This window comes from Paenibacillus radicis (ex Xue et al. 2023), from assembly GCF_024722015.1.
In the GTDB taxonomy this organism is placed as follows: Bacteria; Bacillota; Bacilli; order Paenibacillales; family NBRC-103111; genus Paenibacillus_S.
The window spans coordinates 1-15,110 of record NZ_JANQBD010000002.1 but is presented as its reverse complement, the minus strand read 5'-3'; the positions used below and the strand labels follow the sequence as shown (position 1 = coordinate 15,110).

At 44.7% G+C, this 15,110-nt stretch carries 12 protein-coding genes; all 12 read left to right on the top strand.

Annotated elements, in window-relative coordinates:
• Window positions 1-175: 175 nt before the first annotated feature.
• On the top strand, window positions 176-664 hold the full coding sequence (locus NV381_RS02680; RefSeq protein WP_258211723.1) for an 8-oxo-dGTP diphosphatase: 489 nt from the start codon (window positions 176-178) through the stop codon (window positions 662-664).
• Window positions 665-909: 245 nt separating this feature from the next.
• Window positions 910-2,754 (top strand): cache domain-containing sensor histidine kinase, encoded by a 1,845-nt coding sequence (locus NV381_RS02675; protein ID WP_258211722.1) that lies wholly within the window; start codon window positions 910-912, stop codon window positions 2,752-2,754.
• A complete protein-coding gene (locus NV381_RS02670) occupies window positions 2,726-4,249 on the top strand; it encodes a response regulator (RefSeq protein ID WP_258211721.1) in 1,524 nt (507 codons plus the stop codon). Before NV381_RS02675 ends, NV381_RS02670 begins: the two co-directional genes overlap by 29 nt.
• Window positions 4,250-4,265: 16 nt before the next feature.
• Window positions 4,266-5,930, top strand: a complete 1,665-nt coding sequence (locus tag NV381_RS02665) for an extracellular solute-binding protein (RefSeq protein ID WP_258211720.1) — start codon at window positions 4,266-4,268, stop codon at window positions 5,928-5,930.
• A gap of 256 nt (window positions 5,931-6,186) precedes the next feature.
• A complete protein-coding gene (locus NV381_RS02660) occupies window positions 6,187-7,098 on the top strand; it encodes an ABC transporter permease (RefSeq protein WP_258211719.1) in 912 nt (303 codons plus the stop codon).
• A 4-nt stretch (window positions 7,099-7,102) separates the two neighbouring features.
• Entirely contained in the window at window positions 7,103-7,975 is an 873-nt protein-coding gene (locus NV381_RS02655) for a carbohydrate ABC transporter permease (RefSeq protein ID WP_258211718.1), read from the top strand.
• Window positions 7,976-8,042: 67 nt separating this feature from the next.
• Window positions 8,043-9,617, top strand: coding sequence for an extracellular solute-binding protein (locus tag NV381_RS02650; protein ID WP_258211717.1), 1,575 nt, complete (start codon window positions 8,043-8,045; stop codon window positions 9,615-9,617).
• A gap of 267 nt (window positions 9,618-9,884) precedes the next feature.
• Complete coding sequence (locus tag NV381_RS02645) at window positions 9,885-11,192, top strand: serine hydrolase domain-containing protein (RefSeq protein WP_258211716.1); 1,308 nt, start codon at window positions 9,885-9,887, stop codon at window positions 11,190-11,192.
• Window positions 11,193-11,442: 250 nt separating this feature from the next.
• On the top strand, window positions 11,443-12,045 hold the full coding sequence (locus NV381_RS02640; RefSeq protein ID WP_258211715.1) for an RNA polymerase sigma factor: 603 nt from the start codon (window positions 11,443-11,445) through the stop codon (window positions 12,043-12,045).
• Complete coding sequence (locus NV381_RS02635) at window positions 11,972-13,291, top strand: DUF4179 domain-containing protein (RefSeq protein ID WP_258211714.1); 1,320 nt, start codon at window positions 11,972-11,974, stop codon at window positions 13,289-13,291. The genes NV381_RS02640 and NV381_RS02635 overlap by 74 nt, the downstream gene beginning before the upstream one ends.
• A 116-nt stretch (window positions 13,292-13,407) precedes the next feature.
• Window positions 13,408-13,746 carry a VOC family protein gene (locus NV381_RS02630; protein ID WP_258211713.1) on the top strand — a complete coding sequence of 113 codons (339 nt, stop codon included), beginning with the start codon at window positions 13,408-13,410 and terminating at the stop codon, window positions 13,744-13,746.
• A 169-nt stretch (window positions 13,747-13,915) separates the two neighbouring features.
• Window positions 13,916-14,956 carry a serine hydrolase domain-containing protein gene (locus NV381_RS02625; protein WP_258211712.1) on the top strand — a complete coding sequence of 347 codons (1,041 nt, stop codon included), beginning with the start codon at window positions 13,916-13,918 and terminating at the stop codon, window positions 14,954-14,956.
• Window positions 14,957-15,110 lie beyond the last annotated feature (154 nt).

Here is a 15,110-nt window from a genome sequence, read left to right as displayed (position 1 = left end):
GAGCCAGGCATGCTGAACATTGATAGCACGGGAACCGGGGATACCCTGTGACTCTTTCATGAGCAAGTACCCGTTAGGAAAGATCATGAGAGTATGGCAAATAACGAAATAGTCTCTGATCAATTGAAAATATGCTAAAATAAGGATTATATGAAATTATACGGGAGACGATTAAATGAGAGAAGCACCTCAGATTAAAATTGACATCTATACCATTTGTATGGTTCAAGATAGGGACAAAGTATTATTAATAAATCGTCCAGATAGATTAGGCTTTCCTGGATTTATTGCTCCGGGGGGAAAGGTTGATTTTCCCGAAACCACAAGTGAGGGTGCAATTAGAGAAGTATGGGAAGAAACAGGTCTGCGTGTAATCGATATTGTTTATAAAGGTCTATATGAATTTGTTATCCCAGAAAAAAAATATCGTTATATGGTCTTTAACTATTTAGCAACCTCTTTCGAAGGAGAACTACTTCAGAACCCTCCAGAAGGTGAATTAGTTTGGGTTTCAATTAAGGAAGCTTTAAATTTACCGATGCAGTCTTGGTTTAAAAGGAGATTTCCTTTGTTTTTTGAGCCGGGGACCTTTGAACACCAAATCACAAGAGATGCTGAGAATAAGACAGTATTAGATCAAAAACTTAGGTTGTTTGGAACATAGAAGGTATGTACAAAAGGTATAGGTCGTTAGTATGCGAACGTTCATTGAGCTAGACGGGCATGTAAATACTCATTAGATCAAAAGATAGACCTAAAGATTTTATCCGTTTTTCAATCATTGTTGGCTGTTAAGTCCTAGTGAAAGTGCTAAACTATGTCCAGGGGAGTTGTGTCAGATGGGATCAATTTCTCTGTTTACGTCTATAGCTCACCCGGTGCCGTCCTTCAGGAGGAATTCATAATCAGATGATGCACAGCCATATACTTCAATATATTAATCAGCACTTTAAAGTGAAGTTAATTTTGTGCTTATCCGTCATCATTATCGTCTGTTCTTTGGTTACCGGCTACGCCTCCTACCGAATTAATTTGAATATGTTCGAAAGCGAAATCAGCAAGCAATATCTCAAAACCAGCGAACAAACAATTGAACAGATCGGCTTTAAGATTCAAGATGTTTACCGGATTACCGACTTTGTCTTTTTCCATCCGCTCGTGGAGCAAATCGTTCAAGGTACACATGCCCAACCGGCAGACGGTGTCAGTGAGGCCTACCGGGATTTTATGCTGGAGCGGAACCTCGCGGACATTCTCCTTCCTCTCAAAAATGAAACGCCACAAATTCGCGCGATATACATTGTGGATCTGCAGGGCCACAATATGTATTACAGTCAGTCGAACGCTTCCATTCAAGTGAGATTTCCTGAGTTCTACGAACAGGTAAAGAAGGGAATGCCGACAACCTCCGCGGAGATTGTGTGGCAAAGGATGAAGATCCCGGATTCCTCCGAGCCGTCAGGAGATAAAAGCAGTATCGTAGCGGCCAGGCTGTTAAAATCAACCAAGCAGCAAACCGCATACGGGATGATTATCTTGGTCATTGATGAGGCGTTTCTAGGAAACTCACTTGAACCGCTTATGGCCGGCCGGACGACGGGGGCTTATATTTACGATCAGTACAATCGTTTGCTTTACAGCCGGGAACCTCAAGACACGGCAGCCTTTGAGCCCAAGCTGGAGAAGCGGGAGGGATCGTTCATTCAGCATAACAACGGCGAAGATTACCTCTTCGTAAAAAGTGTGCATGAGCCCCGGTCTTTCACGCTCGTCAGCGGCATTTCCTTAACGGATATAAAAGCGAAGGGACGAAACATTTACCATCTGGCTTTAATCTCGGGCCTTGTGAGCGTTATTCTTATGGCGGTCAGTGTCTATATCTTCAGCGCTAAGCTGCTGCGGCCGCTGCAAGTGCTGGTCAAGGCGATGCAGCGGGTCCGCGAAGGGAATTTGCGCGTCATAATCCCGAAAACATCCAGTGACGAATTTGCTTTTTTGTCCGATAGCTTCAATACTATGATCGCCAATATCCAATCACTCATCCAAGAGGTTTACATAAGTAAGCTAAGCGAGAAGGAGGCGGAGCTGAAGGCGCTGCAGGCACAGCTTAATCCCCATTTCCTGCACAATGCGTTGAATTCGATTTATTGGAAAATTATGCTGCTGTACGATGATGTGGAAACCGCGTCCCTCGTTACCAGCTTGTCCGATTTATTGAAATATTCTTTAGCTCCCGTAACTACTCCAAGCACGCTGAAGGATGAGCTGGCACAAATCCGCAACTACATTACGATACAAGAAGCACGGCATGGCGATGAGCTGAATGTAAGTATCGAGTCGGACGAAGAGCTTGCGGACTGCCCGATGCAGAGGCTGCTGATGCAGCCTTTGGTAGAAAATGTGTTTGTTCACGCATTCCGGGACCAGACCACAGACAAACGGCTGTTGATTCGCGCTTACCGTCACGAAACCGACCTGCGTATTGAAATTCAGGATAACGGGTGCGGGATGGACTCAGGAATGATTCATAAAATTTTGGATGAACAGACTATGTATGACGAGCGAAGAGAGAGGGAAAGCATCGGTGTCCGCAATGTAGTTCGCCGCATTTATCTGGTCCACGGCGAGCCGTACGGGCTGGATATCCGAAGATTGCGTCCAGGAACATTAATCCGTTTAACTTTACCTTATGAAGCCTATTATGCGAAGGAAGGAGCGGCTGCTAGTGACACGAATTCTTCTGGTGGAGGATGAACCTTTATTCCGCAAAGGGCTGGCCAAAATGATTGCTGGCTCAGGGATGAGCTGGAATGTGTGCGGGGAAGCGGAGAACGGGCAAGAAGCGGAGCAGCTTATAGCCGAATGGCATCCGGATCTCGTAATTACGGATATCCGGATGCCATTGATGGATGGTTTGGAACTGCTGAAGCGCGCAAAGGCGGCTTCTCCGGACATCGAGTTTATCGTGATTACCGGGTTTCAGGATTTTCAGTATGCCCAGACCGCCCTCCGGCATGGTGCGCTTGACCTGCTCGTAAAGCCTTGCAGCAAGCAGGATATCGACACGGCGCTCGAGAAGGTAGAGACTATCGTTCAGGAAAAGCAGAAAAGACTTAGAAAACAGGCTAGTGAAAGGCAGCTGCAGCTGGAGAATACGCTCCGCTCCATCTTTTTGCGGTCTCCTTATTCGATAGAATCCGTTACGCAACTGGAGCACAGCCTATTCGGCAGTAGGCTTATTCTGTTTCAGATTACCGATTATTTTCCAGCTCACAGGCAGTATTCGAAGCGCGATGTGCCGCTGCTGCAGTTTGCCGTCCTGAATATTATTAGCGAATTGCTCGACGTGCATGATATGTCAGGTACGCTGCTGCTCGTAGAACCTGGCCGTTATGCGCTCTTCATAACCCAAGGATCGGAAGAGCAGTCTCTGTGTACTGAGGTGTGCGCCACCGTTATGCAGCTCTTGGGACTCACCGTAACCACGCATCAAGGGGGCTTAATTCAAAGTCTGCTGCAGCTAGCCGATCTATACGAGTCGATCATGACCCGTACGGATGCGGCTCCGGGAGGCAGTGTGGAAGATTTGTTCCCGCTGAACCGGGCTCAGCAGCTGCTGATCAGCTCGCAGATGGTGGCTTTTATATTGGGGGGCCAAACGAACAATCTGAAGGAGTATTTGGAGCAGCTCATGAAGGAAATATGCGCCATGCAGGGGGACAGCTGGAAGATTGATGCCTTATCGCTTAGCTTCGCGCTTCAGGATACGGCACGCAAGCAGTTCGAGTCGGAGCACGACCCGCAAGCCTTGACTCAGCGAATCAGCAGGCTCCACGAATGCCGCAGCACGGATGAAGCCTATGTTTGGATGATGGCGGAGACAGACGGGTTCCTCCATACGTATCATCAATGGCAAAGTAAGCACAGCGCTAACGCGATATCGAAGGCGATCCGCTACATGAAGGAGCACTATTCCGAGCCTCTCTCTTTGCAGCAGGTCGCCTCGCAGGTACATTTAAACACCACCTATTTTAGCCATCTATTCAAAAAGGAAACCGGCTGTAGCTTCGTCAATTTCTTGATCGATCTGCGGATGGAAAGGGCGAAGCAGCTGCTGTCCAACACCGATATGAATGTGACGGAGGTATCCGGCATGATTGGATATGATTTGCCGAATTATTTTGCAAAGCTGTTCAAGCAGTCAACGGGTCTCTCTCCGAAGGAGTTCCGCAAGCTCAGTCAAATTTAAATATGGGGGAGCCGTCATGGTAATTTCAAGGTTGCGGGTTTTCCTACCTATAGCAGTTATTACGATTCTTGTGTGTTCTGCAACTGGCTGCATATCCGTGGAAGAAAATACGACCCATGCGGTCAAGAAGTCCGAGAAGCGAGGGCATATTACGGCTACCATCTATGAACGGGGTACGATTCCATCCAGTCAAGGCTCAGTTGAAAATAACAAAATAACCAAATGGATTAATGAAACCGGACCGGTGGATATCAAGTTCGTACCTGTTCCCCGCTCACAGTCGGAGCAAAAGCTCAATACATTATTTGCAGCCGGAGAAGCGCCAGATTTGATTCAGGAGTATACCGCTCCGCTGAAGTATACACTGATGGATCAGAAGCTGCTGCTGCCGATTCATGACATGATAGAGAAGTACAGTACGAATTACAAGGAGCTGCTGAAAAAATATCCGGTGCTGGGTAAAGTGGGAAGGGCGGCGAATGGCGAATTGTTCCAGTTCGGCCGCATCAATGAAACGATCCCGCAGCGGGGGCTGTTTATTCGTACGGATTGGCTGAAAAAGCTGAACCTCGACACTCCGAAAACGACGGAGGAGCTTTACCAGGTGGCAAAAGCGTTCACAGAGCGCGATCCCGACGGCAACGGCAAGAACGATACCTACGGTATAGCCATGTCCTTAAACCCCGGAGCGGTTCTTGATGAAATATTCGGCGTCACGTATCCGGACTATGTTGTTCATAATAATGAGCTTGTTCATGGCTGGGATCATTTGGAAGCGGTTACTGCCTTTAAGAAAAAAATTTACACCGAAGGGCTGGTCGATAAGAACTACTTGAATGATAAGAATGGTTCGAAGGCGAAGCAGGATTTCCTAAACGGCAAAATCGGCATCTATATGGACCAATTTAATGTGCCTGTTACTTTTTATACGGACTTTTACTTGCCATTGAAGAGAAACGTTCCTCTTGCTGAGCTGACGGTCATTCCCTATCCGAAGACGCCGATCGGGCAGTTCAATCCGATCTTTGTGAATCCGATTCAAATGACGGCTGTAGTGAACGCGCAGGCTAAAGATTTGGAGTCCGTGATGAAGTATGTCGACTTTGCCACCTCGGAAACGTTTATGAAAACGATGTATTACGGATTCGAGGGGATCCACAGCAAGACGGAGTCGGGTAAATGTCCGCAGATGCTGGACCTGGACAAATGGAAGACGGAATTTAATTACGGCTCCGGGGATTTCGCCATACTGGCTTCACCGATTCTTTCGGGTAAATGCTACTACGGGACAGAGAAGTTGAGCAGCCAGGATCCACTGCAAAGGCAGGTGAAGCAGATGTTTGAGCTCAACTCGTCCTATGTGGACTTTAATCTGCAAGTGGCGGGTCCGACCCATTCGGAGCAAATGCCGCAGCTGCCTACGGAGCTGCAGCAGATTCTGACCGAAGCTTCGAGGCATGTCGGTTCCGGTGAAGGCGACATCTGGATCAAATCCATTCTTAACCCGGGCTACTCACCTGAGATGGCCCGGCAGGATGCGGAAGCAGTATGGGAGAAGGCTGGAGGTAAGAAGGTCGATGACTGGTACAGAAGCTTCTATGCCAACGACAGAGACAAGATTATTTTGACGAAGGATATTTACGATATATTTAGTCAGCAGCGCGCAGAGCAGCAGAAATAGTGTGGGAATCAGCAGAACGGATAGGTATCCGGGCTGCTGATTTTTTTGTGTCGATTGAAATAACGAGAGGCACGAGCACCAATAGTGCTTGGATATGCCGATGCTGCTTTAGGGATGAAACGATCATCGCAAACCTAAAAATTATATCCATTTTTCCATAGTTAATAGATGTTGCTCGAGGGCTGAAATTATACAATGGTCCTGTGAGATCCCCGCGACTCCGACAAATACAGATTAAACCGAGGTGAAAGTATTCGTGTCTACCAAAAGTGCGCTTCATTATTTGAATAAGAAGAAATACTTATATATCCTGCTTCTTCCCTGTGTCGTATATTTCTTTGTATTTAACTACATCCCGATGTATGGTGTACTGATTGCGTTCAAGGATTTCAACTTCGCCAAAGGCATTTTAGGCAGTCCCTGGATTGGCCTGGACAACTTCAAGTACATGTTTGGCTTGAGCGATTTCTACAAGGTGTTTTGGAATTCACTCTATCTTAGCCTACTGCAATTGGTATTCGGATTTCCCTTCCCAATCATCCTGGCGATTTTGCTCAACGAGCTGCGCAGCGCTGTTTACCAGCGGGTCGCCCAGACCTTGATTTACCTTCCTCACTTCATCTCCTGGGTAGTTATCGGAGGCATTCTGGTGAACTTCCTGTCGCCAACCTGGGGAATCGTCAACATTTTTCTCGGCAAATTCGGCACGGACCCGATCTTTTTTCTGGCTGATATAGACTATTTCCGACCCGTGGTCATCCTGAGCAGCATTTGGAAGGAATCCGGTTGGGGAAGCATCATCTACCTCGCCGCCATTGCTGGAATCAACTCGGAATTGTACGAAGCGGCTAGCATCGACGGGGCTAATCGGATTCAGAAAATAGTGTATATTACGCTTCCGGGAATCAAATCGACGATTGTCGTTCTGCTAATCCTTAGACTCGGACACATCATGGGTAATGGCTTTGAGCAAATCTTCGTCCTGCAGAACCCAATGAACTTGGAAGTGTCCGAAGTATTTGAGACCTATGCGTACAGAGTCGGTATTCTTGGCGGACGCTTCTCCTTCGGTACGACCGTCGGACTGTTTACCTCTGTGATTGGCTTAATCTTCCTGCTGATAAGCAATCAAATAGCCAAGCTAATGAAAGAAGAAGGGATTTGGTAATCGCATGAAAATTAGATCATTCGCAGATAAATCATTCGATTGGTTCAATTACTTCACCATCTCGTTATTCGCCCTGGTTTGCTTATTCCCATTCTTTTACGTCGCATCCTTCTCGGTAACGCCGTATTCCGAATATTTGGCCAACCCGCTGAAGCTGATCCCGAGCCAACTGGAGTTTGGAGCGTACAAGCAAATTTTTCAAATGAAGGTCATGTGGACCGGGTATAGAAATACGATCCTGATCACCGTAATCGGTGTGGCGCTTAACATCTCTCTGCTGCTCATCTCGGCGTACCCGCTATCCAAAACGGACCTTAAGGGACGTAATGTCATCCTGATTCTCATTACCTTTACGATGTTCTTCAATGGCGGCTTAATTCCAAACTTCTATTTGATTAAGACTCTGCACCTCTACAATACATTGTGGAGCATGATCCTGCCGGGGGTGCTTAGCGCTTACAACCTGATCCTGATGAAAAACTTTGTCAGCGCCATTCCTCCGAGTCTGGAAGAGTCGGCCTTCATCGATGGGGCCAATGAAATTACGGTGCTCAGCCGGATCATCATTCCGCTCTCCAAGCCGGCGATTGCAACTTTCGTTATTTTTCACGCAGTGACGCAATGGAATACGTTTTTCTCCGCTATCATTTATACGTCCAAAAGAGATCTATGGCCGCTCATGCTCATTCTGCGCGATCTGGTGGTCGACGACGGGGGCCTTGCAAAGGATGCAATGGATATGAACAGCACCGGGGTGACCGTCTTTACGATCAAGATGGCGATTATCATCTTTGCCTCGCTGCCGATTATTCTGGTGTATCCGTTCCTGCAGAAGTTCTTCATGAAGGGCATGCTTATCGGCTCCATCAAAGGCTGATTGACTTACGTTTATAGCTGCGTCATTGCAGTTGTAATATACATTCATAATTCAGGGAGTGTTGTACATGAAAAAGGCGGGTAAAAATATGGCAGGTTCGCTCCTCAGTCTGTCGCTGTTGGGTTCTGCTCTGGTAGGCTGCAGTCAAGGAGGCGAAAGCCCCAAGAATGAACAGGCAAGCGGAAGCGGCTCGGGTACAAGCACAAGCGCACCGGTCACCATTAAAATGTTCAACAGGGTGAACGCAGGGATTGTATTCGAGAACAACCCTGTTATCGCACAAGCGGAGAAATTGGCTAATGTGAAGCTATCCATTGAAGCTCCGCCGATTAACAACTACGTCGATAAGTTGCAGGTGCTGATGGCTTCGGGTGATTTGCCGGACCTCATCTATAACTGGGGCGGCGCGGACGCCAATATGGAAACGTGGGCTAAGAACGGCCTGCTTATGCCGCTCGACGATAAAATTTCCAAATACCCGAATCTGACCAAGAACATTACGAAGGAAATGTGGGACAGCGTCAAATCCGTTAACGACGGTAAAACATACTTAATTCCACGGCCGAATATCGTCAATCATTGGGGCTATATGATCAATCAGCAGTGGCTTGACAAGTTGAATTTAAAAGCGCCTACAACATTGGACGAGTTCACGAAAGTATGTCAAGCGTTCGCGAAGAACGATCCGGACGGCAATGGGAAGGCGGATACCTATTGCTTGAGCTTCTCCAATCCGTCCTTAGCCGCTAATACGATCTGGAACGCATCTAATTTCCTTGCCTCGGCCTTTGCCCTTCCGGTGGTGAATGGAGTGAAGGATACGGATGGAGCATATAAAATCCGGGAGAAAATGTCCGGTTACCTCCCGTACCTCACTTATCTGAAGCAATTGAACGATGAAAAGCTGATCGATCCGGAATTTTTGATCAACAAAATTTATGTCGACCAGGATAAACTGAATCAGAACAAGATTGGTATGATCTACGCGCATCAATACGCGGTGATGGCCAACCTGTCGAAGGAGAAGGAATCGGATAAAAAATATACGTACCACGGCGTATTAAAGGACAGTACCGGGGTTGCTTCGGATTGGGTGACTCCTGCTACGTGGGGCGGATGGATGATTTCCAAATCGTCCAAAAACGCGGATGCCGTACTGAAATTCCTGGATTGGGGCAATACAGTGGAAGCCAACACCCTATTCCAGCTTGGGGTAAAAGGGGTCACGTTCGACAGCTATGATCCGGCTACGAAAAACATTACGAGAACACCGGAGGAAGCCGCAAAGCTAGCTACTCTGACAAGCACTTACATGACCATTGCTAACGCAATTGATGGCAATGGCGCGATTATCGAGGGAGCCGATACTGCGGAGAAAGTAAATAAATTCAAGGAACAAACGGAAGCTGCCTTAAAAGGAATGAAAACGGTGAACGTCCCTGCGGTAAGATCTCCGAAGATTTTGAACTTGAACAGCAGCATTCCCGATATCGTTAAGAAGAAGGATGAGCAGGAGATGAAATACATTACGGGCGGAGTTACACAGCAGCAATTGAAAGATTTCCTGGAGAAGGAATGGTATCCGGCAACCGCTGATGCGGAGAAAGAATACGTCGACTTCATGAATAAAACGGCAAAGTAATGCGAACGGCTTTTTGTGGTTACTAGAACAAAAAAATCAGATGACTAAAGTGTAAACTATAGTTGAGGAGCTTTGCACGACAGAAGCTCTTCTTCTTTTATTTCCGGATTACTTCGACAAGAACTCTATAAACCTCCTGAAACGGGCAGATTTGTTCAGCCTATGGCCCATATTGTGGTAATATTGTTATTAAAACTTCTAACTATTACGTTGCAGTTTGGTTATCTTGTAGTTGATGACTCTTGACCCCGAGGAGGGAAACTTCGTATGCTCCTAGAACGGATAAGTAAATGGATGGAAGCATACGATCAAAACGGATACTTGAATGGATCCATATTAATAGCTTGTAACGAGAAAATCATTATGAGTAAAGGCTTTGGAATAGCGAATTGGGAACATAAGGTGCCAAATACATCTACTACTAAATTCCCAATTGGTTCTATTACTAAGGGCTTCACAGCTATGAGCATATTTCAATTACACGAGAAGAAAAATTTGAACATAAACGATTTTGTTGGCAAATATTTACCTTATTACCCGAACGGTGATCGGATTTCAATTTTTCATTGCTTAACGAATACATCTGGCATTCCCAATTATACAAGTTTTCCTGATTTTTGGTCTCATAAAATGAGACTTCCTTCGACCTTGGAAAAACTTATTAACTCATTCAAAGCAAGTGAATTGGACTTCGAGCCAGGAAGCAGGTTTGGGTATTCAAACTCTGGATATGCGTTGCTAACGGCAATTATTGAAACAGTCTCAGGGATGCCCTATTCCAGTTATATTAAGGATCAAATTTGTCTACCGTTGGGTATGTATAATACTGGCTGTGATGATGGTGTAAAGCTTGTTTCAGATATTGCTTCTGGCTATTCATTTTATGAAGAACCGATTCGCCCAGCATATACGGACATGTCATTTCCATTAGGAGCCTATGGTTTATACTCTACGACGGAAGATTTGTTTATCTGGGATAAGGCCTTAACAACATCCAGACTCCTTAATAATGAACTGATGGACAGAATGTTTACTCCATATCTCGGCTCGTATGCATGTGGATGGATGGTTTCAGAAGTATGGGACAGGAAATGCGTGAATCATTTTGGAGATATTAGCGGTTATTTTTGCGATTTCCTAAGATTTGTAGACGAACAAGTTACTGTAATCTTTTTGAGTAACATGAGTGTTGTTCCTGTAACTCATTTAAGCAGAGAAATTGCCAAGACTATTTTTGAGGGTAACGTTTCATTGCCACTTCCAGCTGAGCCAATCCAATTGAACAATAAAGATTCCAAAGTAGGTAAGTACATGATTGAAAATGGGACGAATAAAGTGTTAGACGTATCATTAAAAAATAACGAGCTGTATCTAACTGTCCCTAAAATGTACGATGTGTTATATAAATTCAAATTAGTTCCAGTAAGTCACAACTCAACCAAGACAACTTTTATAACTGAAATGATTAGTGAACAGCTTGTATTTCATTATGCAGCATCTAGAGAAATAGAGTATGTTGAATACACCGATTATTTGGGCAAAAGGCACACACTCTACAAGATCAGTCCATCGTAGAATTGACGGAACATGAGCCTATGACGCCGAGACAGGTGAGCAGATTTCCCTAACCAAATTAGAAACGTGGGGGGGGGAGGTTATTCCTTCGACTCCGAATATGGGATACAGTATTATTGATTTCATATACCTCCGCAACCAAGTCATAGGGATCGGATAACGTCCCTATGACTTGGTTGTGGAGATTTTTTTGCGCAAAATGAACTTTAATAACCTCTGCGATCTCTTATCTATGAAAAGGGGTGAGAATATGGATGTAAGCCGTCTTGTCAAACAAGCCCAAAAAGGCAACAAGGAAGCTTTATTACAACTAATCATAGCCGATCAGGACGCTTATTATCGTCTTGCCTACAGCTACATGAGAAATGAGCATGACGCGATGGATGCTATGGCCGATATGATTGTTACGCTTTATGAAAAATTGGATCAATTGCAAAAGAGTGAAGTCTTTTACAGCTGGAGCAAAACCATTCTCGTCAATCGTTGCAAAACCATCCTCAAGAAAAAGGAACGATTTCTTCCACTAGGAGACGAGCGAGAAGCATCACTTGCTGCATTAACTGCCAATAATCCATATCGATATACGGAGTCCGAGATGGACATGCAGGTGCTGCTCTCTAATCTGAATACACGGCAGCGGGAAGCGATCGAACTTCGTTTCGTACATGATCTTCCGTATCAGACGATTGCGGACATGACCGGTGCACCGGTTGGCACAATTAAATCAAGAATATCGAAAGGCATACAAAAACTGAAAGCCATGATTGGGGGTGATCGTTATGAAAACGGTCGAGGAGAGATTACAGGTGCACAAACAGACCATGAATATCGTACAGGCTCCGTCAGAACTTGAGGGCATACTTCGAATTGCACTTGAGCATGTCCCCACTAAGAAAAGAAACACGAATAGAGCAATGAAATGGGTTACATCATCAGTTGCAGCATTCCTTCTGATTGTAGGTACCTATCAATTTCCTGCATTTGCTTATTACGGAGGTAAGTTGTTTAATAAAATCGAGCTGAGCTCTCTGAGCTTTCCTGAAGTGGCGGAGCAAGGATACGGACAAACGATCAACAAAAGCAAAACACTTAATGACGGCACTATCATTACCATCAATGGGGTTATCGCGGACGATAACGCATTGTTAATGTATTACACCATTGATCGACTCACAGGCTCCGTATTTAGAGATAATGGTACATCTCGTTACGGCGTGGGTAAAATGCAAGGGTTCTTGACTGATTCAGATCCGAAAGAAGGAAATGGAAATTATAGCAAAGACGAGACCCACTACGAGGGAGTATATAAATTCAAGCCGGTTAGTCCATTCTCCAGAACATTAACCGTCACATTCAGTGAGCGGTTAGATAACGGGGAACAGGCGTCATATCCGATCTCTTTCAAGTTTGAAGCGAATAAAGCGATGAACAGTATGCTTAAAAAGGACATTTCAAAATCCATTCCTGTCGATCAGGGAACTGTGCACTATGACTCCATTACGGCTTCACCAACTTCAACCATCGTGAAGGGACACTATGAAATGGATTATGAGAAGTTCCCGAGATTTTCAGCTGAAACAAAGCTTTATGTGAATGGAACAGAATTGAAATCATGGGGAATGAGTTCGGATCGTCTCGGCGAAAAAGGCTTCCCGGGATTTGAACTTGAATATGATGTGCTTCCGACAGACAAGATTGAGACTGTTGAACTTGTACTTGAAAATTTCGCCGGCTATCAGAAAGTTGAAGAATCTATCTCACTAGCCTCACCATCGGACCAATCCATAAAAATTGGAAGTGAAAAGATATGGATTCGAAGCGTCACAAAAACCGATACAGGGTATGATATCGTAATCGCTAGACAACAATTTACAATCCTGGAAACGGGAAATTTATCTGTTCAAGCGGGTGGTATCGCAGTACCCGTATCATCCATTTCCTCTTCACGCCCGTGGGATCTTAAGAACGGTAATATCTTGTGGGAGCAGACGTATTCTTTTAATACATTTGACTCTCCAGAATACTTGCTGTTGAACGGATATCACTATATTAAAACCTACGACAAGACCATATCTATTCCTGTAGGGATCAAAAAATAGTTTTGTGTAAATCGAGCAAGCGAATATAATATTGACAACATGATGCTTGTGTTAAAATATGGATGCTGGAATTAATTTTTGAAGTATCTCAGTATCATATGAAGGAGTTGTAACTTATGAAATTAAACCATCTTAATCTCACGGTCAACGACGTTAAAGCGACTCGAGAGTTCTTGGAGAAATATTTCGAACTAAAAACCGGGAGCACGCGAGGTAATTCATTCGCTGTACTATCTGACAACCACGGATTAGTGCTTACCTTGATGAGCGGTGCTCAAGTCAGTTATCCTAAGACCTTTCATATCGGCTTCATTCAGGAGAGCGAAGAGCGGGTGAACGAGATCAATCAACGTCTGAAAGATGATGGGTTTGATGTGAAGCCACCACAAAGGTCGCATGGTTGGACATTCTATGTTCAATCCCCGGGTGGATTTATGGTCGAAGTTCTGGCTTGATTGAGTTTCACCCAATAAGGAGGTTGCGGTTCCACCATGAATGTGGCGGCCCAGTCATTTCCGCGTATTAAGCATGTTTAGCAGAGATATATCAAATTCTAATTTTATAAGTGGTATACTCTAGAGAAAATGGGTGATTTTTATTTTATTCTAGAGGGGCGTTTATGCGATGCTGAAGAGAAAGATAAATTCTAGCTTTGACAATCTGATGTCTTATGTTGAGCAAATTAGTAAATTGAATGCTGCCTCGGCATGTGCGCTATTTGCCATTCAAAATGACCATATCGTTGCTGAAATTTACAGCGGTACTCATTCCTTTGACGAGGCAGCACGCAAAACTGGAGCGGATTCGCAATTTAACGTTGCCTCTGTTCGAAAAAGTTACCTTGGACTTGCAGCGGCGTGGGCATTCTATCAGGGGAAAATCCATTCTTTCGACGATTATGTATTGAAATATTTACAGGTTAGTGATAGTGAAAGGGCTGCTTTAGAAGGCGTCACAATTAGAAACTTATTAACTTATACCCACGGGCTATCAGAAAAAGAGGGTCATATATCGAGAATTTTTAAACCAGGTACGGATTGGGATTATAACAGTGTGGGCATTAGATTACTGCAAACAATAATCAGTAATACTTTAGGAAAACCATATATTAATTTACTGCATGAAAAGATATTTGAACCATTAGGATGGACAGAAACAGGTTATCGTAGTGCTGTTTCAGAACAGCTCGTACCTATTATTAGTGGTGAAAGCGCTTATGTACGTGTTCGTTCTAACACTGACGGGAGTCAAGGGAATTTATTTGTTTCAGCAAGGGAACTAGCTTATTGGGGATATCTGCATTTGAAATTAGGTATCATCAACGGCAAATCCATTGTTCCTGAAATCATTATTAGGAACGCCATTGCTGTACAATCGCCAATTGAATTATCTGAGGGGCTTCCACGAAACGGCTGCCTGTGGTTCGTTAAGGATGGTGAATCATCACAATGTTCAATGGGGAAAAATGTACCACAAAATTCATATGAAATTGTGGGTTCATACGGTCCTCTAGTTTTAGTTGTTCCAGATTTAGATCTAGTAGTAGTACGTATGTCAAATCAGGAGAAAGGAAATTACGCAGATAACGAGCGCGACCACAACGATTTTTTACAAGAGTTTAGCAATTTAGCTGTTACTTCGGCGAGAAAAAATACAACGATGTAGAGAAAACGGTTGCTAAACTAAGAGGACACGTTAGCATTCCTGTAGAGCGTTATTTTTGAGCTTTGCAAAAAAACAAGCGCCTCGGTACGATGGGAGTACGCAACGGGTCAAAGCCCTTTAAATCCCATCATCCAGGAGGACGCTCTACTATGAA

Excerpts from the sequence above, each read along its gene's own strand:
- NV381_RS02625 (WP_258211712.1), top strand. The coding sequence starts at position 13,916 with ATGCTGAAGAGAAAGATAAATTCTAGCTTTGACAATCTGATGTCTTAT.
- NV381_RS02635 (WP_258211714.1), top strand. The coding sequence starts at position 11,972 with ATGAAAACGGTCGAGGAGAGATTACAGGTGCACAAACAGACCATGAAT.
- NV381_RS02630 (WP_258211713.1), top strand. The coding sequence starts at position 13,408 with ATGAAATTAAACCATCTTAATCTCACGGTCAACGACGTTAAAGCGACT.
- NV381_RS02675 (WP_258211722.1), top strand. The coding sequence starts at position 910 with ATGATGCACAGCCATATACTTCAATATATTAATCAGCACTTTAAAGTG.
- NV381_RS02655 (WP_258211718.1), top strand. The coding sequence starts at position 7,103 with ATGAAAATTAGATCATTCGCAGATAAATCATTCGATTGGTTCAATTAC.
- NV381_RS02645 (WP_258211716.1), top strand. The coding sequence starts at position 9,885 with ATGCTCCTAGAACGGATAAGTAAATGGATGGAAGCATACGATCAAAAC.
- NV381_RS02640 (WP_258211715.1), top strand. The coding sequence starts at position 11,443 with ATGGATGTAAGCCGTCTTGTCAAACAAGCCCAAAAAGGCAACAAGGAA.
- NV381_RS02650 (WP_258211717.1), top strand. The coding sequence starts at position 8,043 with ATGAAAAAGGCGGGTAAAAATATGGCAGGTTCGCTCCTCAGTCTGTCG.
- NV381_RS02665 (WP_258211720.1), top strand. The coding sequence starts at position 4,266 with ATGGTAATTTCAAGGTTGCGGGTTTTCCTACCTATAGCAGTTATTACG.
- NV381_RS02680 (WP_258211723.1), top strand. The coding sequence starts at position 176 with ATGAGAGAAGCACCTCAGATTAAAATTGACATCTATACCATTTGTATG.